This window comes from Pseudomonas sp. RW10S2, assembly GCF_014268985.1.
GTDB lineage: Bacteria > Pseudomonadota > Gammaproteobacteria > Pseudomonadales > Pseudomonadaceae > Aquipseudomonas > Aquipseudomonas wayambapalatensis.
The window spans coordinates 17,668-40,912 of the sequence record NZ_JABWRO010000012.1 but is presented as its reverse complement, the minus strand read 5'-3'; the positions used below and the strand labels follow the sequence as shown (position 1 = coordinate 40,912).

24 protein-coding genes and 2 pseudogenes are annotated in these 23,245 nt (G+C 62.2%); 3 read left to right on the top strand and 23 right to left on the bottom strand.

The annotated features are described in order from the left end of the window. Position 1 precedes the first annotated feature (1 nt). The 10 genes and pseudogenes from HU729_RS04675 to HU729_RS25735 form a co-directional block, all read right to left on the bottom strand. The gene (locus HU729_RS04675; protein WP_186708608.1) at positions 2-838 is read right to left on the bottom strand and encodes a Ku protein; all 837 of its coding nucleotides are present in this window, start codon (positions 836-838) and stop codon (positions 2-4) included. Between the two features lie 9 nt (positions 839-847). Then, a complete protein-coding gene (locus HU729_RS04670; RefSeq protein WP_186665207.1) occupies positions 848-985 on the bottom strand; it encodes a PSPA7_2676 family Cys-rich small protein in 138 nt (45 codons plus the stop codon). An 81-nt stretch (positions 986-1,066) separates the two neighbouring features. Next, a complete protein-coding gene (locus tag HU729_RS04665; protein WP_186665208.1) occupies positions 1,067-1,972 on the bottom strand; it encodes an SDR family oxidoreductase in 906 nt (301 codons plus the stop codon). An 85-nt stretch (positions 1,973-2,057) separates the two neighbouring features. Then, positions 2,058-3,182: a carboxylate-amine ligase gene (locus HU729_RS04660; RefSeq protein ID WP_186708607.1), complete on the bottom strand. Its 1,125-nt coding sequence runs from the start codon at positions 3,180-3,182 to the stop codon at positions 2,058-2,060. Between the two features lie 7 nt (positions 3,183-3,189). Then, on the bottom strand, positions 3,190-4,143 hold the full coding sequence (locus tag HU729_RS04655; RefSeq protein ID WP_186708606.1) for a class I SAM-dependent methyltransferase: 954 nt from the start codon (positions 4,141-4,143) through the stop codon (positions 3,190-3,192). Next, positions 4,143-5,468, bottom strand: a complete 1,326-nt coding sequence (locus HU729_RS04650) for an iron-containing redox enzyme family protein (protein ID WP_186708634.1) — start codon at positions 5,466-5,468, stop codon at positions 4,143-4,145. The genes HU729_RS04655 and HU729_RS04650 overlap by 1 nt, the downstream gene beginning before the upstream one ends. Positions 5,469-5,482: 14 nt before the next feature. Next, positions 5,483-5,668: a hypothetical protein gene (locus HU729_RS04645; protein ID WP_186708604.1), complete on the bottom strand. Its 186-nt coding sequence runs from the start codon at positions 5,666-5,668 to the stop codon at positions 5,483-5,485. Between the two features lie 336 nt (positions 5,669-6,004). Further along, positions 6,005-6,400, bottom strand: coding sequence for a hypothetical protein (locus tag HU729_RS04640; protein WP_186708602.1), 396 nt, complete (start codon positions 6,398-6,400; stop codon positions 6,005-6,007). Between the two features lie 49 nt (positions 6,401-6,449). Beyond that, positions 6,450-7,289: a lipid II-degrading bacteriocin gene (locus HU729_RS04635; protein ID WP_186708600.1), complete on the bottom strand. Its 840-nt coding sequence runs from the start codon at positions 7,287-7,289 to the stop codon at positions 6,450-6,452. Positions 7,290-7,817: 528 nt separating this feature from the next. Beyond that, positions 7,818-7,922 (bottom strand): annotated as a pseudogene (locus HU729_RS25735) (putative oxygenase MesX); the annotation flags it as partial. A gap of 235 nt (positions 7,923-8,157) precedes the next feature. Between HU729_RS25735 and HU729_RS04625 the strand changes: the two are divergent. Then, entirely contained in the window at positions 8,158-9,294 is a 1,137-nt protein-coding gene (locus HU729_RS04625; RefSeq protein ID WP_186665215.1) for an MFS transporter, read from the top strand. A gap of 16 nt (positions 9,295-9,310) precedes the next feature. Here HU729_RS04625 and HU729_RS04620 read toward each other — a convergent pair whose 3' ends face one another. Together HU729_RS04620 and HU729_RS04615 are read right to left on the bottom strand one after the other, a co-directional pair. Beyond that, the gene (locus HU729_RS04620) at positions 9,311-10,801 is read right to left on the bottom strand and encodes an aldehyde dehydrogenase family protein (RefSeq protein WP_186708598.1); all 1,491 of its coding nucleotides are present in this window, start codon (positions 10,799-10,801) and stop codon (positions 9,311-9,313) included. 45 nt (positions 10,802-10,846) lie between these two features. Beyond that, complete coding sequence (locus HU729_RS04615; protein WP_186708597.1) at positions 10,847-12,229, bottom strand: aspartate aminotransferase family protein; 1,383 nt, start codon at positions 12,227-12,229, stop codon at positions 10,847-10,849. Positions 12,230-12,602: 373 nt separating this feature from the next. Here HU729_RS04615 and HU729_RS04610 point away from each other — a divergent pair, with 373 nt between their 5' ends. Next, positions 12,603-13,970 (top strand): APC family permease, encoded by a 1,368-nt coding sequence (locus HU729_RS04610; protein ID WP_186708596.1) that lies wholly within the window; start codon positions 12,603-12,605, stop codon positions 13,968-13,970. A 47-nt stretch (positions 13,971-14,017) separates the two neighbouring features. Here HU729_RS04610 and HU729_RS04605 read toward each other — a convergent pair whose 3' ends face one another. Beyond that, positions 14,018-14,821, bottom strand: coding sequence for a helix-turn-helix transcriptional regulator (locus HU729_RS04605; RefSeq protein WP_186708595.1), 804 nt, complete (start codon positions 14,819-14,821; stop codon positions 14,018-14,020). A 190-nt stretch (positions 14,822-15,011) separates the two neighbouring features. Between HU729_RS04605 and HU729_RS04600 the strand changes: the two genes are divergently transcribed. After that, positions 15,012-15,479, top strand: coding sequence for a GNAT family N-acetyltransferase (locus HU729_RS04600; protein ID WP_186708594.1), 468 nt, complete (start codon positions 15,012-15,014; stop codon positions 15,477-15,479). On the opposite strand, the pseudogene HU729_RS04595 reads toward HU729_RS04600, so the two are convergent. From HU729_RS04595 to HU729_RS04550, 10 genes and pseudogenes are all read right to left on the bottom strand, one after another. Continuing rightward, positions 15,468-15,755: pseudogene (locus tag HU729_RS04595) on the bottom strand (glutathione S-transferase C-terminal domain-containing protein); the annotation flags it as partial. The gene HU729_RS04600 and the pseudogene HU729_RS04595 overlap by 12 nt on opposite strands. Before the next feature lie 161 nt (positions 15,756-15,916). Beyond that, on the bottom strand, positions 15,917-16,498 hold the full coding sequence (locus HU729_RS04590; protein ID WP_186665227.1) for a hypothetical protein: 582 nt from the start codon (positions 16,496-16,498) through the stop codon (positions 15,917-15,919). Further along, positions 16,498-17,196 carry a hypothetical protein gene (locus HU729_RS04585; RefSeq protein WP_186708591.1) on the bottom strand — a complete coding sequence of 233 codons (699 nt, stop codon included), beginning with the start codon at positions 17,194-17,196 and terminating at the stop codon, positions 16,498-16,500. The genes HU729_RS04590 and HU729_RS04585 overlap by 1 nt, the downstream gene beginning before the upstream one ends. A 97-nt stretch (positions 17,197-17,293) precedes the next feature. Further along, the gene (pstB, locus tag HU729_RS04580; RefSeq protein ID WP_238343281.1) at positions 17,294-18,055 is read right to left on the bottom strand and encodes a phosphate ABC transporter ATP-binding protein PstB; all 762 of its coding nucleotides are present in this window, start codon (positions 18,053-18,055) and stop codon (positions 17,294-17,296) included. A gap of 74 nt (positions 18,056-18,129) precedes the next feature. Further along, positions 18,130-19,023: a phosphate ABC transporter permease PstA gene (pstA, locus tag HU729_RS04575; RefSeq protein ID WP_186665233.1), complete on the bottom strand. Its 894-nt coding sequence runs from the start codon at positions 19,021-19,023 to the stop codon at positions 18,130-18,132. Continuing rightward, positions 19,023-19,988, bottom strand: coding sequence for a phosphate ABC transporter permease subunit PstC (gene pstC, locus HU729_RS04570; RefSeq protein WP_186665235.1), 966 nt, complete (start codon positions 19,986-19,988; stop codon positions 19,023-19,025). Before pstC ends, pstA begins: the two co-directional genes overlap by 1 nt. 71 nt (positions 19,989-20,059) lie before the next feature. Beyond that, positions 20,060-21,088 carry a phosphate ABC transporter substrate-binding protein PstS gene (gene pstS / locus HU729_RS04565; protein ID WP_186665237.1) on the bottom strand — a complete coding sequence of 343 codons (1,029 nt, stop codon included), beginning with the start codon at positions 21,086-21,088 and terminating at the stop codon, positions 20,060-20,062. Positions 21,089-21,267: 179 nt separating this feature from the next. Beyond that, a complete protein-coding gene (locus HU729_RS04560; RefSeq protein WP_186708590.1) occupies positions 21,268-21,975 on the bottom strand; it encodes an anti-sigma factor in 708 nt (235 codons plus the stop codon). Continuing rightward, entirely contained in the window at positions 21,972-22,511 is a 540-nt protein-coding gene (locus HU729_RS04555; RefSeq protein WP_186708588.1) for a sigma-70 family RNA polymerase sigma factor, read from the bottom strand. Before HU729_RS04555 ends, HU729_RS04560 begins: the two co-directional genes overlap by 4 nt. Positions 22,512-22,611: 100 nt before the next feature. Further along, positions 22,612-23,133, bottom strand: coding sequence for a DUF3455 domain-containing protein (locus HU729_RS04550; RefSeq protein WP_186708586.1), 522 nt, complete (start codon positions 23,131-23,133; stop codon positions 22,612-22,614). Positions 23,134-23,245: the final 112 nt, after the last annotated feature.

The following is a 23,245-nucleotide window of genomic DNA, read 5'->3' as shown; positions in this document are numbered from 1 at the left end:
CCTAGGACGCCTTGCGCGGTCGCTTGCTCGCTGGTTTCTTCGCTTTGGTCTTGCCGCCAAGGCTGCGCTTGAGCAACTCGGTGAGGTCGATGATGTCGGCGCTCTTCTCTGCCGTCGCCCCCTCACCTTTGTCCACCGTCGCGATCTTGCCCTTGCTCGCCTTCTCTTCCACCAGGTCAAGGATGGTCTGGCGAAAGGCATCGTGGTACTCGTCTGGCTTCCATGGCCCACTCATGTCCTCCACCAGTCGCTTGGCCATGTCCAGTTCGCGCTTGTCGACCTTGGTGTCGGTCACGCTCCTGTCCAGCTCCAGCGACTCCAGGCCACGGACTTCCTCGGGCCAGCGCAGGGTAATCATCACCAGCGCATCCTCCAGCGGGCGCAGCAACGCCAGGTGCTGGCGGGTGTGCAGCACCACGGTGGCCAAGGCTACCTTGCCGGTGCTGTGCAAGGTCTCGCGCAACAAGGCATAGACCTTGCCGCCACGACGGTCGGGGCTCAGGTAGTACGGCGTGTCGAACTGTTGCAGCGGGATCTCTGCGGCGTCGACGAAGGAAAAAATATCGATGGTCTGGGTCGCCTCGGGCCGCGCCTTGCGAATCTCCTCCTCGCTGATCACCACATAGCGGCCCTTCTCGTACTCGACACCCTTGACGATGTGTTCCTTGTCGATCTCCTTGCCAGTCACCTTGTTCACCCGCTTGTAGCCCACCGGCTCCATGCTGCGCTTGTCGAGCCAGTCGAAGTCCACCCGCTCGGTGCGCACGGCGGTATTGAGAGAGACAGGGATATGCACGAGGCCGAAGCTGATCGCGCCTTTCCAGATTGCCCGGGCCATGGTCGGCTCCTACGCAGCGAATGGTTGGCCGGGCTGGCTGTAGCGCAGCGCGCCGCAGCGTTCGCAGCACTGACAGTCAAGCCCGGCGATTTCACGGATCAACAGGCTGCGCCACTGACAGCCACGCAGCAGACAGACGAGTTTCATCAGCCACCTCCCAGGCCCGTATGCAGGGGCCTCTTACAACGACTGACTGCGCGGCGCGGCCAAGGTTTATTCGACTTTGCCCTATGGCAGTGGATTGCCCCCGGTGACGCCGAACACCTCCCCGGTGATATAGCTCGACTCCTGGCTGGCCAGCAGCACGTACAACGGGGCGCACTCGGCGGGCTGGCCCGGGCGTTTCATCGGCGTATGCCCACCGAAGTCGGGGATCTTTTCCGGTGGTTGGCCGCCACTGGGCTGCAGCACGGTCCAGATCGGGCCTGGAGCCACCGCGTTGACGCGGATGCCGCGCTCGATCACCTGCTTGGCCAGCGCCTTGGTGAAGGCCACGATGGCCGCCTTGGTGGTGGCGTAGTCGAGCAGCGTCGCCGATGGCTGGTAGGACTGGATCGAGGCGGTGTTGATGATGGTCGCCCCGGCAGGCATCAGCGGCACGGCGGCCTGGCAAAGCCAGAACAGCGCGTAGACGTTGGTCTTGAGGGTGTGGTCGAACTGCTCATGGCTGATCTGGCCAATGTCCTCGCGCGCCACTTGCTTGCCGGCAACGTTGACCAGGATATCCAGGCCGCCGAGCTGTTCGTGGGCCTGGTCTACCAACTGGCTGCAGAAGCGCGGGTCCTTGAGGTCGCCGGGAAGCGCCACGGCCTTGCGGCCTTCACGCTCGATCAACTGGACCACCTCCCGGGCATCGCGCTCCTCCGTGGGCAGATAGTTGAGGGCGATGTCGGCGCCCTCGCGGGCGAAGGCGATGGCCACGGCACGTCCGATACCCGAGTCGGCGCCGGTGATCAGGGCGCGACGTCCGGCCAGGCGCCCGAAACCCTTGTAGGTGGTTTCACCGTGGTCGGGCTTGGGCTGCATATGGGCATCCAGCCCTGGGGCGGGTTGGCCCTGGGCCGGAAACGGCGGATGGGGGTACTGGGTCAGGGGATTTTGCAGGGTGAATTGGTCCTGGGGCTTGCTTGGCATGGGTTGGACTCCTTCTGGTTTGGCTAGGTGTTGCCTGATCGCGAATCACACAGCGTTCGAGGCAAAGGATCTGCGGATGGTTTACTCAACCAGTCCCGGGCACCGACAACTGGTGCTCCATCACCTGTTTCACCACGTTGCGCAGCCCCTGTCGGTCGTCCAGGCCTTGGTCGCGGGCCAGCGCATAGGTCGCGCGCTGGTGGTCGGCACTGGTGCCGTCGCGCAGGATGCGCCGGGCGTGCATGAAGGCGCGATCAGCGTCGACGGTGTCGGCTGGACATTGCGCCTGCAGTTGCGCCAGCCAACCTTCGGCGTTCACCGGCTGTTGGTCGTGCACACCGATGAAAGTGCCCAGGCGGCCCTGACGCAGGGCACGCCAATAGTTTTCGTGGGTGATCCAGCGCATCTCGCGGCTGGCGACAGCGCCATCGCGCCCCAGTGCATGCTCGACGAGATGGCGAAACAGCGCGGCGATGGCCAAGGCATCGTCCAGCCGGGGGCAACCATCGCAGATCCGCAGTTCGACGGTCGGAAACCGTCGCGAGGGCCTGATCGCCCACCAGAAGTCGCCATCCTTGGCCAGGCTGCCAGTGCGTTGCAGCAGCGCCCGGTAACGCTCGTAGGCGCGCCAGTCCGGCAGCGGCTCGGGCAGGCCCATGTGCGGCCACTCCCCGCACACCACGCGGCGGTAGCTCATGTAGCCGGTGTCTTGTCCGCCCCAGTACGCAGAGGAGGTGCTGAGTGTCAGCAGCAGCGGTAACCAGTACAACACCCGATTGATCACCTGCATGCGATCGACGCCCTGCGGCACGCCGACATGCACGTGCAGGCCGTTCAACAGGCTGCGCCGGGCCACCAGCCGGTAATCGTCGAACAACTGACGGTAGTGCGGGGCTTCCCGTGGGTGTTGGCGCAGCCATTGGGCACTCGGATGGCTCCCCGCGCCGTAAAGGCCGACCCCCTCGCCCGCCAATGCCAGGCTCAGGCGCTGGCGCTGCTCGGTGAAAAAGGCACAGGCCTGGTGCAGCGTGTCGAATACCGGCGAGGCGACTTCCACTTGGCTGCGGAACATTTCCTCGGCGAACCAGGGCCCCAACACATCGCGGCAACAGCGGACCACGGCCGAGGACGGCGCGGCCATGACCCGGCCCGTGGCCAAGTCCACCAACAGGTATTCTTCCTCGATGCCGAACGTGCAACGCCGCGCCATGCTGGCATCAGCCCCGACGCGTGACGGTCAGGGCAACGGCGGCGATACGCTCGACCTGCTCGTATCCAGGCTCGAGCAACTGCTCGCCGAACACGTCCGGGTCCAGTTCCCGGTAGGACCAACCAAACGCAGGCCCGGCAAGGCGCAGGCGGGCGGCTTCGAGCAGCGCGTCGCGCCCCTCGACGATGGCGACACCGGTGTATAGCAGCAACGTGCCGCCGATCGACAGCCGCTCACGGGCCTGCTCGACAATGCGCAGCGACAGTTCGGCGCCCAGCGCGCCACCTCCGTGGCGGTAGGCGCGCTCGCCCGCGTCGAGCATGTAGGGAGGGTTGGCGACGATCAGGTCGAACGTCCCGGCGATGCTGTCGAGCACGTCGCTGAGCGCTACCGAGACATTGGCCACGCCGGCCAGTGCGGCATTGACTGCGGTATGACGCAAGGCCACAGGGTTGATGTCCACCGCAGTGACCTGCGCATGCTGCGCGGCCCGGGCGATCAGCAACGCGCCGACGCCACTGCCGCAACCAATGTCGACGGCATGCTGCACGCGCTGTGGGCTGTGCTGCAGGTGATCCTGGATCACCTGGGCGAACCGGTAGCTGTCCGGGCCAAAGAACACCTCGTCGCGGCTGTCTGTCGGCCAGGCGGAGTGCACCAGCAGCAGGTCATCCAGGCTCGACCAGCGCACCCTGCTGCGCCACAGCGCACCCTGTGGCTCCAGCACACCGGCGATACGCAGCTGTTCCAGTTCGTCGGCGCTGAGCAGCGACGCTTCGAACGGTCGGCTCCAGCCGAACACATCGCGCAGCGTTCGAGCCCGGTGCGCTTCACTGCGGGCATTGACCCTGCCCTGGGTCGCCGGGGTCACGCAGGTGAAACGATAGCCGTCGGCGCGCAGCCGACGTCCCAGCTGGAGCAATGCCTCGTCGGCACGCCTCTGGTCTTGGTCGAGCAGCATCAGTTCGGCCCTCCGCTCATCAACCCGGTAGCCTGGATGAATGAGCGGGTTGCGCGCAGGCCCTGGGGCGTGGAATGGCGATTGCCGGCCATCGCTTCGATCAGTGCAGCCATGTCCGCTGCCTGCGCTTCGCAAGGCGCCTCTTCCTCCAGTTGCAACGCCTGCTCCCATTGCCCGGGCGGCACTCGACGCATCCCGGCGCCCTGCCAGGTGCCGGCGATCCAGTCGTGCCAGAGCTGCTTTTCATAGGCATCGAACACACCGAACATGGCCGCCACCGGACCGTCGATCAGCGCCCAGAAGCGGCTTTCCCTGGGATCGCTGTCGCGCTTGATCCAACCCTGGGCTTGCAATGCATCCAGGAAACCGGGTATCGCACCGGGTTCGGCAAGCCACTGGTTGATGGTGCGCCCTTGCAGGCGACATCTGTCCGAATGCATGCACTGCCCGTATGGACGCTTGCGCTCCAACGCGCCGAGCAACTCGGCCTGCAGGTCGAACGAAGCGATCAGCGACGGAGTGTCGATACCCAGGTCATTGAGCCGATAGCCCTGCCTGACCCGCTCGTAGAACGCCGGCCCCTGATCCACAGACAGTTCGGCGAAGCTCTCCAGGGCGCGCCGTGCATGACCGCTGGCGGCATTGTCGATGGTCACATGCAACTGGAAGTAATGAGCGTCGATGCCCAGCTCGGCCAGCTCATGAGTGGTGATCAGCAGGTGCAAGGGGGGCTGCTCGTACCCCAGGTTGTAACCGATCACCTCCGGCAGGAAGCGCTCGCAGCGCTGCCCCAGGGCCAGTTGCAGCGCGCCCTGCAGGTAACGTTCAGCGGCTAGCGGTGCGCTCTGCAGGCAGCCGAGACGGCTGAGCAGGCGCTGGTAGATCAGCACGTGGTTGCGGCGCAGGTCGCCGTCACCCAGCTCTTCGAGGAAGGTGCGGATCAGCCCGTGAAACCGAGGGTCGCGCCAGTGCCAGAGGGTGCCGTGCAGCCATGCGCCATCGACCGCCTTGGTTGGCGCGACCTGCTGCAAGAACCACAAGGCCTGCGCCCGGTTGTCGAAGTAACGGCGTGGAGCACCCTGACGGCGTTGTTCAAGATAGGCCGCGTGCTCCCCGGCGACCCGCTGCGCATGGGCAGCGGCCCAATCCGGCAGTTGCCCAGGATCATCCGGCAAGTCGTCCGCCAGCGTGCGGACATGGCCCAGTTGCTCGCCCAGCCAAGCCTCGGCCGTCGGGTCACGGCCCTCGAGCAGGGCACGGTAGCGATGTTCAAGTCCATCGCTCGCCTTGGCGGTTGCCGCCCAGCCTTTCGTCATCGCCACCATGCCCGCTACCTCGCTCATTGATTTTGCGGTTTGGTCTCGGGGGACGGGTTGGTCGTGGGTGTATCGGGCTGCTGCATCTGCAGCGACGGCTTGCTTGGATCGGCGTCCTTGGCCGGATGGTCGTTATCACGCTCGAAACAGCCACCGAGCATCGTAAAGCAGGCAGCTAGCAGCGTTGTGGCCAATAGATTCGTTTTCATGGGGTTCTCGCTTTTGTGGAGGCCTACACAAGCGAGTTCGATACACCCTGAAGGATTCGTTTTTATTCCGGCGCAACGGATGAACGGCGCAACGAAATGTCAGCCACCTCTCGCCGTGCATGGTCAACACCTTGCTAGCAGAAAATTGGGCTGTGAGTCGCTCCTGCAGCTCAACCGATTGTGGCAGTGAAGTCGCGCTAACTTAGCAAGGCATTAGGAAAATAAAAAATTCACTCTTGAAACTCGCAGGTGCTCATGTCGTTGATGCGGCGACTGAGACCCTCATCGCCGACGTGGCTCCTACAACCTTCTCTGGAAAAGAGCCAGAATATTGAATCAAGAAGTACGCCCAATTAGAAGCCTAGGGATAAGTAAAACAATCATAGCAATCATGTAAAGAATTGCTGGAATAGCTGAAAGTTTCGTGCCATTCAATGCCACCGCCAAGCTCAAAAGGCCAGCAACCAAGCAAAAGAGCGCGCAGGGAATGTCCAAAAGACAATATGCCAGCTTTTGCACAACCCTACTTTCAGACAGACTTTTAACTGCGACCGACACGACAGAGAGCACTACTACAAAAAAGGTAAAATACAGGACATACATAACAAAATATTTGTAAGGACCAGAATTCTCCCCTCCCAAATCGATATCTCCTTGTAGAGCCAACCACAAAACCAAGTCAGCCAATAAAATCACAAACAGAGGAAAGCCGCTTTTAAAAAATGCAAACATGTTGCTCAACCCCTTAAAAAGCGCCCTTAACTTGGGCGCACACAGCTAGTTATTTTTGCAGCGAGATGGGATAAGCCCCCTTAATCTCGATAGCGTAGTTTTCTGCCTCAAGATGCCTTTGAATTTCCGAGAGAACTTGAGTGGCGCTTTCCCCAAACGCGCTGCGCCAACTACCTGGATTGGCATCATAAATATCATTATAAGCTCTCGCCTCGCCATCGAAACTGATACGCCCATCTGCATATTTTGTGACACTACCTTCAATTTTTAACGTGATATTACCAAGCCAAAGCCCAGTGAGCCATGAATCATTCGCCGTATTGTAAGGCACTTTATCCAAAACAATACGACTACTACCCACGGACGAGCTTATAAGGGCCTGATCCAAAGCAGGAATAGGCGTAGCATTTAGGTTCAACCCAAGAGAGTTAATGCTTGTACTCGCTTGCGACCCGCCACCATACAAAAAGTGACCAAGGGCAGCGACAGGGGTTAGCACACCGCCAGAGAACTCTTGTGGCATATGAGTTTCGGGTATGGTTCTCGGCGGCTGGGTATTATGCCACACATAATTAAGAGCTTGAGCCGCGCTCTGTGATGGATTGTGAGCCTTGAACGTATCGGCCCACTGCAATGTCAGACAGTCGACTTTGAACGCATTAATAATCCCTGTTGCCCCAATAACACCATCTAGCATGTAAGTTTTTTGCTCATTGCAAACCTTTATCATCATTTCCCGCCACAAGCCCGCGCCATAACTTTCGTTTCGCTGACGTGCCTGCTCAAGCTGAACGTAGCCCGGATTTGGCCCAGGAAAAACTCCGCCCTTAGGAGGAGCGTACCCCGGCGCAGTGGCAGTTACGTTAATTGGAGGAAGTTCAATAGTCACTGTTAGTCCTTTTTCCGCGAGTGGACCCGCGTATCCTTGGAAAAATTACCGCAAAAAAACAATCGAGGCTCAAGGTATTTACTTGAGTATTCGACTCCGCCTAATGGTTTATCTGGACTGACTGAGCAATTCAGTTTTCTGGCCGGCTGCTGTGTTGGTCTTCCACTTCACAGCCTGGAGCACGACAACAAATGTTTAGACTAAACCGGGTTATCTGTAAGCCGACCACGGCGTTATGAGAACAGGTATTTCTATACACGGAAAGGTTGTTCATGGCACATCAGAATCTACCTACAGCTTTTTGCTCTTCCGTCTGACCTGGCAGGAAGCTTCATACAGAAAACATGCGATCGAGAAAATGCGCTGATTGCAAGTTTGCGTGTTTTTACGCGCGAGCCGTTACAATTAGAAATGTGAACTTGACGCGAAACTCTCGGATACCGAGATCAGGTGCATGGCGACTAAATACTTCCAGTGCCTGAAAGACGCGAGGCTCTGTCTGAGATCCCAAGAAACTGGAATGGAGCTCTGGAACATCTTCTGGAATGTGTCCATCGTGCTGATGGTGCTGATGGTGCTGATCAGCTCAAGGGGGCTGCAATCCTCCAGCAGACCGCCAGCGAAGTAGGCTGCCTACCCTGGGGGAAATTCGATGGGAGGATCGTCAGGAGTAACAGCCACATGAGAAAAACACATTTTTCCCACGATAACCTGCAATTTTATTCACGATTTCTCCGCACGTTTGCTTAATGCGGTGTCAGGAGCGGTGCCCTGACGGCGGCCAGCCTTCCCCGCCGACATGACGCGAGTGTTACCGACATGCACCAGCAGGTTATGCTGCGCACCCCGCCCCTGCCACGAGGCTGTCATGTCGTCCGCTGCCGTACCGGCGCAAACCCTGCGCGCCGACCGAGATTCGCGCAACGCCGCCCAGGTGCTCGGCCTGTGCCTGCCCAGTGACGTGCTGCTCTACCTGCTGCTGCCCATGTACGCAGCGGACTTCGGTGTGACGCTGGTCGAGGCCGGGGTATTGCTGGCGGCCAATCGCCTGGTGCGGATCATCGGCTATGGCTGGGTGGTGCGGTTCTATGCACGCCATGGCGATCGCGCAGCGTGCAGCCTGGCGGCTTTCGCTGCAGCGGTGTGTGCGCTGGGCAACGCCACCCTTTCCGGATTCGCCGCACTGCTGGTACTGCGCCTGGTCTGGGGGTTGTGCTTCGCCACCTTCAACTTGAGTACCCAGACCCTCGCCACGGCCGAGGCACAGGGTGCAGCCCGCCGCGCCGGGCGTTCGCGGGCGACCCTGGCCATCGGCCCCATGCTGGCCTTGCCGCTGGGGGCGCTGATGGCCCAGGCCTATGGCCCGCGTACGGTGTTCTTCGTGCTGTGCATCAGCGCCCTGTGCGGCCTGTGGCGGGCCCGCGCCTTGCCTTCCAGAGGCCATGACATTCCCGTGCGCAGCGGTCGGCGCCTGCGCCTGCCGGACAGCATCGCCACCTGGTCTTTCATCGAAGGGGTGACGCTGGACGGTCTGTTCATTTTCGGCCTTTCGCTGTATGCGCAAGTCCACATGGGCGAGTCGGGGGTACTGGTGGCCGGTGTGCTGATGGCGGTGCGCTATTTGAGCGAGATGCTCTTCAGCCCCTTCGGCGGACGCCTGGCAGATCGCTTCGGCGCACTGCGCATGTTGGTGGTGCTGTCGCTGGCCACCTCACTGGCGCTGCTGGTGTTCGCCAGCCATTGGCTGTTCATCGGCGCCTTCTTCGTGTTGGTGCTGCGCGCCTTGCAACTACCTCTTGTGATGACCCTCGTCGCGCTGCGCAATCCGCACGCGCGCATTCAGGCGCTGGCCAGCAATGCCGTGTGGCGCGACATCGGCGCCGGGCTCGGGCCGATGCTGGCCGGTGTGCTGCTGCCGCAGGTGCCAGCGATCTGGGCTTATGCCGGGGCGGCGTTGGCAGTCGCCGTGGCGGCGCTGAACTGTGCCAGGCCGCCACGGCATTGAGCACGGCGCCCAGGGGTCAGCGCAGCTGGATCCAGGTGGTCTTCAACTGGGTGTACTTGTCGAACGCATGCAATGACAGGTCGCGCCCAAAGCCCGACTGCTTGTAGCCGCCGAACGGGGCGACCACATCGAGCGCATCGACGGTATTGACCGAAACGCTGCCGACCCTGAGCTGCCTGGCAACCCGGTGCACGCGGTTCAGGTCGTCACTCCACACCGAGGCGGCCAACCCATAGACGCTGTCGTTGGCCAGGCGGATAGCTTCCTCTTCAGTGTCGAAGGCCGTCACTGCGAGTACCGGGCCGAAGACCTCTTCACGCGAAAGCGACGACTGCGGGTCGACATGGGTGAAAATCGTCGGCTCGATGAAGTTACTGGAGCCGTTGAAGCTGAGCTGACGCCCACCGGCCACCAGAAGCGCGCCCTCCTCCTGTGCGCGGCCGATCGCGGCCATGATCTGCGAAGTCTGCTGCGCATCGACGATGGCGCCGGCGCGGCTGGCCGGATCCAGCGGATTACCGGGGAGCCAGTCGCGCGCCTTGGCGATCAGGCGCTCGATGAACGCGTCATGGATCGAGCGCTGCACGTAAAGTCGTGAGTTGGCCGAGCAGACCTCACCCTGGTTGAAGAAGATGCCGAATGCGGCTTTCTCTGCGGCCAGGTCCAGGTCCTTGCAGTCATCGAACACCAGGTTCGGGCTTTTCCCACCGCACTCCAACCACACCTGTTTCAGGTTCGACTGCGCCGAGTACTGCATGAAGTACTTGCCCACCTGGGTGGAGCCGGTGAATACCAGGCAGTCGACCTCAGGGTGCAGGCCCAGTGCCTTGCCGGCGATCTCGCCCAGCCCCGGCACGACGTTCAGCACCCCTTCGGGAATGCCGGCCTCCAGCGCAAGCTCGGCCAGGCGCAGCGCCGAAAGCGGCGACTGTTCGGCAGGCTTGAGCACGACGCTGTTGCCGGCCGCTAACGCCGGGGCCAGCTTCCAGGCCGCCATGTCCAGCGGAAAGTTCCACGGCACCACGGCTGCGACCACACCGATCGGTTCCCGGGTGATGGTGGCCACGGCATTGGCCGCAGTGGGCGCAACCTGGTCGTAGAGTTTGTCGAGCGACTCGCCATACCAGGCGAAGACCTGGGCGGCGCCCGGCACATCGATGTTGTAGGCATCGAGCACCGGCTTGCCCATGTTCAGCGATTCGAGCAGCGCCAGCTCCTCGCGGTGGGCCAGCATCAGCTCGGCCAGACGCAGCATCACGCGCTTGCGCTCGGTCGGCGCCATGCGTGCCCACGGGCCTTGCTCGAACGCCTGCCGCGCACTGGCCACGGAACGGTCGACGTCCTCAGAGGTACAGGCGGCGACCCGCGCCAGCAGTTGATTGGTGGCAGGGTTGATCGCATCGAACGTCGCGCCACCTGCGGCGGCCACGAAACGGCCGCCGATCATGGCTTGATCGCGAAAAGTCAGCTTGGCGGCTTGCTGCTGCCAGTAGGTTGAATCGTGCACGTTGTGCTCCAGGAACCGTTGATTGGAAAAGGTAGCGCAGCCGCTTCAGAGCTTGCCCAGCGCCTGCGCGGTGCGATCGACCGCTTTGCGGGTCTTCTCCACCAGTTCGTCCAGCTCACTGTGGTTGGCCACCAGCGCGGGTGCCATGATCATCCGTCCCAAGGTCGAACGAATGATCACGCCCTCTTCGAAGCCGAAAGTCCGGCACTGCCAGGCCAGCTCGTTCTCGTTGGCGTAGCGCTTGCGGCTGGCCTTGTCCTCGGCGAACTGCAGGGCAGCCACCAGCCCGGCGCCCTGCACCTGGCCGATCAAGGGATGGTTGGCGAACACCTCGCGCAGGATGCGCTGCAGGTAGGGCCCGGTATCGTCTTTCACCTGACGCACGATGCCTTCGTCGCGCAGCGCCTTGAGGTTGGCAATCGCCACCGCAGCGGCCACCGGGTGCCCGGAATAGGTCAGGCCGTGAGCGAATACGCCGCCGCGCTCCACCAGTGCTTCGGCGATACGCTTGCTCAGCACCAGCCCGCCCATCGGCACGTAGCCCGAGGTCAGGCCCTTGGCGATCGACAGGGTGTCGGGCTCGAAACCGAAGTACTCGTGGGCGAACCATTCGCCGGTACGCCCGAACCCGCCAATCACCTCGTCGGCACACAGCAGCACGTCGTATTGGCGGCAGATGCGCTGGATTTCCGGCCAGTAGCTTTCCGGCGGGAAGATCATGCCGCCGGCGCCCTGGAATGGCTCGGCGATGAAACCGGCGACGTTCTCGGCACCGAGCTCGAGGATTTTTTCTTCCAGCTGCAAGGCGCAGCGCCGACCGAACTCCGCCGGACTCAGCTCGCCACCGGCGGCATACCAGTAGGGTTCATCGATGTGCGCCACATCCGGAATCAGCCCGCCCATCTCGTGCATGAACTTCATACCGCCCAGCGCCGTGGCCGCCAGGGTCGAGCCGTGGTAGCCGTTCCAGCGGCCGATCATGACCTTCTTGTTCGGCTGGCCAAGCACCTGCCAGTAACGGCGTACGGTACGGATCAGCACCTCGTTGGCCTCGGAGCCGGAGTTGGTGTAGATCGCGTGGCTGTAGTGCCCCGGCAGCAGGCTGAACAGCAGCTCGGACAACTCGATCACGGCCGGGTGGGTGGTGTGGAAGAACATGTTGTAGTAGGCGAGCTGGTCCATCTGCGCCGCAGCGGCGGCCGTCAGGTCCTTGCGCCCGTAGCCGAGCTGGGTGCACCACAGGCCCGACATGCCGTCCAGGTAGCGCTTGCCTTCGCTGTCCCACAGATGCAGCCGCTCACCGCCGACGATTACCCGCGGGCCTTCGGCGTTGAGCGCCTTCTGGTCGAGGAAGGCATGGATATGGTGTGCAGCATCGGCGGCCTGGTAGTCACGGGTCTGGCGTTGGGGTGCGAAAGGCGCGTTCATGGGCGGTTTTCCTTGTTGGTATGGAGACGCCCCTGAAGCTTGCAGCAGCCAGCAACCGTGCGAAATCACCCGTTGGGGTGAGGTCCCCAGCCTCGTAACCGGCTCACCCCAACGGGTGATTTCGGAGGCGAATCGGCTATGGGAGCATGCGCCAAGGCCCAGAAACGCGGCCCCCCTTCGTGCCCAATCAATAAAGAGAACAACGCCATGAACGCACGTTTCAGTCCCTTGCGCCGAATCCGCTCCCGCCTACGCCTGCGCAGCGCTTGAGCGAGGGGCCACGCCCCCGCATCCAGCCCACCACCTCTCCTTCACCGGTAGCGAGCATGATCGCCTACCGCGGCGTCCTGCATCCCCACATCAGGAGTCAGCAATGCATACAACAACGACAACCGCAGCGCATTCCACGCCTCACTCACCGTCCAGCACGCGCTTTCGCACCTCCATGGGCATGACCGCGCTGATACTCTTCGGCCTCGCCTACATGGTGCCGTTGGCAGTCTTCTCCGCCTACGGGCTGGTAGCCCAGACCACCAAGGGCCACTTGCCGACCGCCTACCTGCTGACCCTCGGCGCCATGCTGTTCACCGCCTACAGCTATGGGCGCATGGTCCAGGCACACCCCTACTCCGGCTCGGTCTACACCTATACACGCAAAGCGTTCGGCGCCCACGCCGGGTTCATGGCCGGCTGGACACTGTTGCTCGACTACATTTTCCTTCCGCTGCTCAGCTACCTGCTCATCGGCATCTACATGTCGGAATACTTCCCGACTGTGCATGCCTGGGTATGGGTGCTCGGGTCGATCAGCGCAGTGACCTTCCTCAACCTGATCGGCATCGAGTCGGTGACCCGGGTCAACGGCATCCTGGTGGTCGCACAACTGGTATTCATCGTGGTGTTCGTGGCGTTGTCGATCAACAGCCTGTCCGCTCAGACACAACCGATCTCGCTGACCGCACCCTTCTACCACGAGGGTTTCAGCATTTCGGCCATCATGGCGGGCGCGGCGGTGCTGTGCCTGTCGTTCGTAGGCTTCGATGCCGTCTCGACCATGGCCGAGGAGACTGCCGACCCCACCCGGCGGATTCCGCGGGCGATCATGGCGGTGTCGTTGATCGGCGGCCTGTTGTTTCTCGTGGTGTCCTATTTCGCGCAATTGGTCCACCCGGACTGGAGCAGCTTCGCCAACCCTGACTCGGCACCGGTGGAGGTGATGAACAGCGCTGGTGGCCATCTCTTGGCCAGCGCCTTTACCGCCACCTACGTGGCAGGCTGCTTCGCGTCGGCCATGGCTTCTCAGGCCAGTGTGTCGCGGGTCCTGTTCGCCATGGGCCGCGACGGCGCCCTGCCCCGTGCCTTCGGTCAACTGGTGACGAAAAAGCGTGTGCCCGCCTTCGCGATCATCGTGGTCGGGATGGTGTCGTTGAGTGCGCTGTTCATCAGCCTGGATACCGTCGCCAACATGATCAGCTTCGGCGCCCTGTTTGCCTTCTCGGCAGTCAACCTGGCGGTGGTCAAGCACTACCTGGCCGACCAGAAGCTGCGCGGCACGGCAAACTGCCTGCGCTATGGCCTGATTCCGGGCCTGGGGTTCCTCAGCACCCTGTGGCTGTGGACCAGCCTGTCGAGCCTGTCGTTCACCATCGGCCTGTGCTGGATGGGCCTGGGCGTGGTGTTCCTGATCGGCCTGACGCGCGCGTTTCGGGTGAAACTGCCTGACTTGCAGATGGCAGACTGACAACACCGGCCTAAAAACGCCGACGATGATGCGTCGGCGTTTTCATATCAGCGCGTCTTGCCCATGTAGCTTTCCAGCGGGTCGCGCTCCAACACTCCATGGGCATTGGCCAGGGCATCGATGAACAGGGAGAACAGCTCGGACTGGGTGCCGATGTCGAGCTTGGCGTAGACGTGTTTGCGATGGGACTTGATGGTGTCCTCCGACACCTTCAGACGCTCGGCCAGGGAGCGGGTCGAGTGCCCGCGCAGGATGAGCTGGGCGATCCGGCACTCGCGCTCGGTCAGCAAGGACGATCCGAAATTGCTCAGGGCGGCATGCACGCGCTGCTCCCAGACCTTGTCCACGCGTCCGCCGCGGCCCTGGTAGCCGTCGAAATGCTTGGCCAGCACCGCCAGCACCCAGGGGCTGATGGCCTTGAAGCGTGACTTCGCTGCGTCGTCGAGTTCATCGGTGAACGCCAACGACACTGCCAGGCTCAGGCCTTCATCCAGTTGCAGGATGTAGTTGATCTCGTCCTCGAGGTGGGAATGGCGGTAGAACGCCAGGTAATACTCACTGAGCTTGAAGTGATCGGGCGCCACGTCACCCAGCGCATAGCAGCCTGAGTGAACGCTTTCGATGCAGACTTCATAGAACGGGTCCAGCAGGTAGAAGCCCGACAGGTAGCGTCGAACGTTGCCTTCCGGCCGCCAGGGGCCAGGCCCATCGCATTCCGACCAGGCCGACGGCAGCCCCTCGCGGGGATACAGGTACACCGTGCTGGCCTTGACCGGGCCGACCAAGGCCAGCGCGTCGAACAGCGCCGTGGCGAAACCCTGGGCGCCGATGGCGGCGGTGACTTTCGCCATCGCCTCGAACCACTGGACTGATGAAAGCTGATCGATTTGCACGTCTGTGCCCCCTGGAATTCCGCTGATCGGATGGTGCCATGGGCCTGTGCGCCAGGGAATCACCCGTTGGGGTGAGCAGGTAGGGAGGATTGTCGGACGCACTGCGCTATGCTGCCAGGCTCGCACGCATCGACAAGGACGTTCCCTCATGACCCCGACCCTGCGCCTGGCTCTGCCCGAGGATATCGAATTGCTGTTCGACATTCGGACCAGCGTGAAGCAGAACCACCTTTCGCGCGAGCAGATGCACGATCTGGGCATTACCGCGACCACCCTCACCGAAGCCATTCGCGAGGCGCCCTGCGCCTGGATCGCCGAATACCGGCAGGAGGCGGTCGGCTTTGCCATGATCGATCTGGACGAAGGTGAGCTGTTCGCCCTGTTCGTGCGCCCGCAGCATGAAGGCAAGGGCATCGGTCGATTGCTGCTGGAGCAGGCCGAACGCGTGCTGTTCCAGCGTCATGAAGTGATTCACCTGACCACCGATGGCGATCAGGCGATCCGTGCGAACGGCTTCTACCAGCGTGCCGGTTGGGTTTCGCGCGCAGCGGTCGATGAGCGCGATGTGCGCTATGAGAAACGCCGCACCGCCCCGCCTGCAGGCTCAGGTCAATGACTGGAAATCAGCCGCATCATGCCGTTCGCGCAAGAACTCGCCCGGGGCCGCGGATGTGCGGTTGACCACCCTGCCCCGCGCCACCGCAGGACGCGCGGCGATGGCGTGGTACCAACGCAGCAGATGGGTGTACTGCTCGATTTCGAGGAACTCGCCCGCACCGTACACGCCCAGCAGGCTGCCGGGATACCAGGGCCACACGGCCATGTCGGCAATGGTGTAGATATCCCCGGCCAGGAACTCGTGGCGTGCCAGATGGGTGTCCAGCACATGCAAGGGGCTGGTTCTGCTGGGATACGTCGGTCATGGGTCGTTCCAGGGAGTTCGTGGCGTCACGCCGAAAACTCTAACCAAGCGACACCTGCGCAAATACGCCGCGCAGCTGAATTGACTGTTTCGTAACGCGAAACGCTGGCCCCGCCCGGAGCCTGCTCGCTTCAAGCCTGGGCGGTTTGCTGCCAGGCCAGTCGTGCCTGGACCTCGACCGCTGCGTCCATGACTTTCTGTGTCCAGTTCCCATCCTTCGGACAGACGACGACCACACGGAAGCCATGGTCGTCACCTTCGATCCGCACGCCTTCGGAGTCATCGACATGCAGGTCGATATCGAACGCCGGCGGGAACTTCGAAGGTGCCTTGGCAAGGCCGTTCGCCGACAGGACCTGCTGGTGCCGGTCGCTGTTGACCACACCATCGACACGGATGCCGTAGAGCAGCAGCCAACGCCTGATGTACGACGGCGTGCGCCCGGACGATGTGTAGATCCAGATGCTGTAGCCCTGGCGGCGCAGATCGCGGATCAGCGCGCGGGTGCCGATGCGCAGCGGCTCACCCAGCCAGCGATGAACGAACTCCGGCAGTTTGCTGTGCTCGGCCGGGCTATGGTGCGGCAGGCAGGCGAGCGTGTCATCGATATCAAAGGAAATACGCACCCGCGGCTGCCTGAACGCCCGCGTGACGCCGTGCCAGGCCTGGCGACTGCCGACCTGCCATTGCTTGAGCTTCGGATACCTGCCCATCAACGGCCCTCCTGACAGGTGCGTGCCGACGCGTCGCTCAGGAAAAACGTCTCGGGATCGGGCGCCTGCGCCTCCAGGAACGCCGCATACTTCTTCTTGATCTTGGGCAATTCGTACAAGGCCTTTACACCATGCTTGGCAGAGTTGCGTATAACCGAGGACGGGTTGAAATAGCCCTCGGCGTTGTCCAGCGTCAGCACGAACGGCGGTAGCCCTGCGCGCATCAGCAGATAACTGACGATGAGCGACCCCGTGCGATTGTTGCCTTCAATGAACAGCTGCGGCTTGCTCAGGATGCGAACATACACGCCTGCTGCGCGTTTCCACACCGAATCGCTGCCATACGAGCAATACCAGTTGTACAGATCCTTGATGCCGCCTTCGACGTTGTTGAAGAAGTGCTCTTCGGTGGCGATCAGGTGCTGGGCGAACTCCACTCGACGTTCAGGATCGCTGCCACACAGCACCGTGGCGTTGATCTCCAGCATCAGGTTCAGCTGCTGAAGGTCGAACAGGTCGATACCCCGCGCGACATAGTCGTCAATCAGGGCATAGCCTTCAAGCACATTTTGCAGCACCTCATCGGTGAACGGATCACGCGGTTCGGTAAAGTGCTTGCTGAGCTCGGTGAAACGCCGCTGCACATCCCGCAGTGCGCGTTCTACCGCTGACAGGTCAAGACGACGCGTCGCACGCATAAGTAATCTCTGGAAACACTAAAAAGTAAAAGCGGTCGGACTGTCGCAGCGGCCATCCTGGCCTGCGACATCCAACCGCTTCGGTCGAGTGACTACATCAGCTGAACTTGCCGCTGATGTAGTCACTGGTCAGCTGTTCGCGCGGGTTCTGGAAGATCTGGGTGGTCGGGCCCATCTCGACCAGGTAGCCCGTGCGCGTGCCCTGGGAAATATCGACCGAGAAGAATGCCGTGGTGTCGGCAACACGGATCGCCTGCTGCATGTTGTGGGTCACCAGGGCGATGGTGTAGTCCTTCTTCAGTTCCACCATCAGCTCTTCAACGCGCCGGGTTGCGATCGGGTCGAGTGCCGAGCAGGGTTCATCGAGCAGCAGGACTTCCGGCTCGGTGGCAATGGCACGGGCGATGCACAGGCGCTGCTGCTGGCCGCCGGACAGCGACAGGCCACTGACCTTGAGCTTGTCCTTCACCTCATCCCACAGGGCTGCACCTTGCAAGGCGTGCTTGACGCGGTCGCCGAGGTCGCCCTTGTAGCGGTTCAGGCGCAGGCCGAACGCGACGTTGTCGAAGATGCTCATCGAGAACGGGTTCGGTTGCTGGAACACCATGCCGATGTAACGGCGCACGACCACAGGGTCCACACCCTTGCCATAGACATCCTGGCCGAGGAAGTGCACGTGGCCTTCGAAGCGGAAGCCCTTCACCAGGTCGTTCATGCGGTTGAGGCTACGCAGCACGGTACTCTTGCCGCAGCCGGACGGGCCGATGAAACCGGTGATCTTGTTCTTTTCGATCGGTACATGGCTGTCGCGGACCGCCATGAAGTTGCCGTAGAAAATCTTGTCCAGCTTGCAGTCCATGACCACTGGTGCCTGGTTGACCAACGGAGCGGCTCTTTGCGCAGTCGATACGTTCAAGTTAGATGCTCCCGTTCTCAATACTTAGGCTTGCCGAAAATACGGCTGAGAATATTCACGACCAGCACGATCATCACCAGTACCAGCGAGGCCGCCCAGGCGAGCTCCAGCTGGTTGTCGAAAGGCATGCCGGAGAAGTTGTAGATCAGTACCGCCAGCGAGGCCGTGGGGTTCATCACCGCCAGGCTGCCGTCGTGGTAGATCCAGTAGTTGCTGAACAACGCGGTGAACAGCAGCGGCGCGGTTTCGCCAGCGGCGCGGGCCACGGCGAGCATGACACCGGTGAGGATGGCCGGCATGCCGGTCGGCAAGACGATCTTCCAGATCACCTGGGCGCGGGTACAGCCCATGCCGTAGGCGGCGTCCTTCATGATCTTGGGCACCATCTTCATCGCCTCTTCGGCGGTCAGCACGACGATCGGCAGCATCAGAACCGCCAGCGCCACGCCACCGGCCGGTGCGGAGTATGTGCCGGTGGTCATGACCACCAGGGCATAGGCGAACACGCCAGCCAGGATCGACGGCAGGCCGGTGAGCATCTTGGCGGCAAAGCGCGATGCGTTGGCAAGCTTGCTGTCCGGACCGAGTTCGGCCAGGAAGATCGCCGCCAGGATGCCGACCGGCACCGCGATGGCAGCGGCAATGCCGACCATGACGAAGGTACCGGCCATCGCGTTGCCGAAACCACCGCCCATCTCGAAGCCGGTGGGTGGCAGCTCGGTGAACACCTCAAGGCTCAGGCGTGCACCGCCGCGGGTGATCAGCATGTAGAGCACGGAAATCAGCGGCACACTGGCCAGCAGGGCCACGCACCACACCATCGTGGTCAGGGTCAGGCTGCGCAGGGCGCGGCCTTCGAACCGGCGCTGCAGGCTGGGCAAGGCAGTTGCAGGGGTCGTGAGGTCGGTCATTATTTATTACCCCGCTGGGCGTAGAGCATGATCAGCGATCCAACGACGTTCACCAGCAGGGTGATGAACATCAGTACCAGCGCCGCGTACATCAGCACCTCGACCTCGTTCGGCCCGGCTTCAGGGAAGTTCAGGGCCAGCAAGGCCGCCAGCGTGTTGGCCGGGGCGAACAGGGAAAGCGTGATGGTGTTGGCGTTACCCACCAGCATGGCCAGCGCCATGGTCTCGCCCAGGGCACGGCCAAGGCCAAGCACCAGGGAGCCGAAGATGCCGGTGGCGGCGGACGGCACCATAACCTTGAGGATGGCTTCCCAGTGGGTGGTGCCCATGCCGTAGGCTGCCTGCTTGGTCTTCATCGGCACGCTGGTCAGCGCGTCCTGGGACACCGCGGCCACGGTGGGCAGAATCATGATGGCGAGCACCAGTGCCGCTGGCAGCAGCCCAGGCCCACTCAAGGAGGAACCGAAGAACGGAATCCAGCCCAGCTCGCTGTTCAACCATGCGGTCAGCGGACGGATCGCCGGGATCACCACATAAATGCCCCACAGGCCATAGACGACGCTGGGGATGGCGGCGAGCAGCTCGACGATGGTGCGAAACACCGCAGCGAGTTTTGCGGGCAGGAAATCCTGGGTGAGGAAAATCGCCATGCTGATACCGAAGAAACCGGCGATCAGCAATGCAATCAGGGCGCTGTAGAGCGTGCCCCAGATCGCCGGCAGAATGCCGTATTTGCCTTGGTTAACGTCCCACACGCTGCCGAAGAGCACATCGAATCCGTGCTTTTCCATACCCGGCAGCGCCTTGCGTCCTACTTCGTAGATCAGCGCAAAGACCAGCGCCAGCACCAGCACCACGCCGATACGTGCAAGTGCACGGAACGTACGGTCGACCAGGAAATCCCTGGTTGACGGCGGCTGGCATGCAGAGTCGGGGTTATCCGGAATGGCAAAAGGTGTGTTCATGGATTATTTCCGGGACAGGGGCAGAGGCACCCGGCATGCCTGCAAGGCAGGCCGGGCGCAACCTGGCAGTCTTACTGGATGTTCTGAGCCGCTTTGCGCACCTGGTCGACAACCGACTGCGGCAGCGGGATGTAGCCCATCGAGTCGGCGATCTTCTGACCTTCGGTCAGGCTGTACTCGATCATGTCGCGCATGGCCTTGGCCTTGGCGGGGTTGCCGTTGTCCTTGCGGAAGATCATCCAGGTGTAGGAGGTGATCGGGTAGGACTTGGCACCGTCCGGGTCAGGCAGCCAGGCCACCAGGTTTTCCGGCATCTTCACTGCAGCCAGTGCTTCGGCACCGCTTTCGGCGTTCGGTACGACATACTGGCCGGCCTTGTTCTGCAGGGCAGCGAAGTCGACCTTGGCCAGCTTGGCGAAGCCGTACTCGATGTAACCGATCGCACCCGGGGTCTGGCGCACGGTGGCGGTCACGCCATCGTTCTTCGGCGACTTGATGAACTTGTCGGTCGCTGGCCAGTTGACGGTGTTGCCCTCGCCCAGCGCTTCCTTGAAGGCCGGGTTGATGGCCGACAGGTGCTTGGTGAAGACGGCGGTGGTACCGCTGGAGTCTGCACGCACGACCACGGTGATCGGGGTAGCCGGCAGTTTCAGCTCAGGGTTGGCAGCAGCGATTTTCGGGTCGTTCCACTGGGTGATCTTGCCCAGGAAGATGTCGGAGTAGACGTCACGCGGCAGCTTCAGGCCCTTGGGGTTGCCCGGCAGGTTGTAGGCCAGGACGATCTCGCCCGCAGTCATCGGCAGCAACTGAACGCCCTCGCCGACCTTGGCAATTTCTTCGTCTTTCATGGCCGAGTCGCTGGCGGCGAAATCGACGGTCTTGTTCAGGAAGTCCTGGACACCGGCGCCACTGCCCTTGGACTGGTAATCGACGGTGACCCCTTCGGTCTTCTTGCTGAAATCCTTGAACCAGGTCAGGTAGATCGGTGCGGGGAAGCTGGCACCGGAACCGGTCAGGCGGACGTTTTCTGCGGCGAAGGCCGAAGTGGCGCTAAGCGAAACCGCAACGGCGAGTGCAGCAGACTTCATCAGGCGTATCATGGAAAAGCGCTCCGTGTGATGGCCGGAACACTTTGCAGCAGCTGTATTACAACTTTGTGACCGCTGGGTGGCAAACCACCTGCTCAGCCCCCATGAATCGGGCCAAAAAGGCAATTTGATGCCATTTCGTAGTAACTAAATGTGACTAGTACCTCCCAGCAGATGCCCGCCACAAAATTTCAAATGACCTTCACCGAACGCCCGATGAACTTCACCGGGCCGGTCGGTCGGCCCGTGGGCGATCCGCCAGCCTTTTCCAGCGTCAGCTCGAACAGCTGATTGGGCTCCAGAGGCGGCAGGTCGCGCAGCGGCACGCGATACTGTTCGCCAGGCTTGACCAGGCCCAGGGAGACTGGCGCCTGCCATTGCTCGCCCTTGGTCCAGAACTGCAGGGTCATCCCTTCTGGCACCTGATCCCGACCCAGCGGGATCAACGCGATGGTCCGCGCATCGCTGGCCTGCACCACCCAGCCGGGCACCTGGTCGGTCGGCGCTACCAGCACGACCAGGTAGTGGGTCGTCGCAGGCCGGGTGATCAGCAGCGCCAGACTCAGCAACACAGTGGCCGCCAGGCCGGCGGCGCTCACGCCTTGCCACAGGCCCAGGCGCTTCCACCATCGGCTTGTCGGATGCACCTGCCGCGCCTGCTCCGAAATACTGCGGTCGATCCGTCGCCACAGACGCGTGCTGGGTCGTTGCGGCTCAGCCAGCGTAGTCAACTCGAGCAGGCGCGCCTCCCAACGGTCGACAGCCGCCCGCAAGTCCGGCTCGCGGTCCAGTCGCGCAAGCACCGCAGCGCGCTGTTCGGCAGACAGCGTCCCCAACACATACTCCCCCGCCAGCACGTCGAGCAGTTGCGAAGGGTCATCGGTTGAACCCGGCGTCATGTCATGCACTCCCGCAGCGCCTCGAGGCTTCGCTTGATCCACGCCTTGACCGTACCCAGCGGCGCCCCCATCAGGCTGGCGATTTCCGCGTGGCTGCAGCCGTCCACATAGGCATGCAGGACACACCGCTGCGGTGCAGGCTGCAGTTGCTCAAGGCAGCGATAGATCTTCGCAGAGCCTGACCAGATGGCGCCCTCGTCGAATTCCCCAACCAAGGTCACGATGTCCGCGTCGTCCAACGCCGTCTCCTGTCTGCTGTCGCGTACGGCGTTCAAGGCCAGGTGGCGGTTGATGCTGTAGATCCAGCCCCGAGCCGAACCTCGCGTCGCATCGAAGCTGGTCGCCCGTGTCCAGATACGAATGAACGCGTCGTGAACGATATCCTCGGCCATGGCGTCATCGCGCACGATGCGCCGCACCACCCCGAGCAAACGCGAACCTTCATGGTCGTAGAGCGCCTGCAAGGCGCTGCGGTCACCCCGCGCGCAAGCGGCAAGGCAACCCTGGAAATCGAAAGGCGTAACGGATGAATTCACTCTCGGCACGGTCCTGTGTCGGCGCTGACACCCGGCCTTGCGGCCGGGGCTTGTAGAGCAGCGTAGATGATCCATTGCCAAGCGTCAGTTCAACCACGCGTCATTTGGCAGACCAGAAGATGTAGTCGGCCTGGTACTTGACGATCTGCTGCGCCCCCTTGTTCTGCGCTGTACAGGCCATTGCCGGGGCCACCCCGCCTTGAGTGGCGAGGCGCTGGATGTAGCTGACCCCGTGCATTGCCCCCTTACCCTCGGCCGGATTCGCCTTGACCAGTTGATACGGCAGATCGCCTTTGCCTGCAGGGGCTACGGCAAGCTGGGTGCCGGTGACTTTCGAGCCGTCCTTGGCCTGCCAGGTGGCGGGCGGGCCAAAGTAGTCGCCGACAGCCTTGCCACTGCGGTCGCTGAGGGTCGCCTTGGGACCGACGAAGAACCACTCGGTCTCGCCCGGCGCATTGGCCTTGTCCCGGCACTCGTAGGTGATTTCACCGACGCCGACGGTTTCGAGCATGACCGTGTGGCCTGCGGGCACCTTGACGGCATCGGGCACCGCAGCATGGGCAGCCTGTTGCGCGAGCATGAAGCTCGATACGAGCAGGATCGAGGCAAACGGGATTTTCATGGGATGGACTCCTGATGGGTACGCGGTTGGGCAGTCGATGACTGCTACCTTCCTGTACCCGCCAGCAGCCGTTGTGGATGCAGACTAGGCAATCCTGGCGACGAACGGTCGC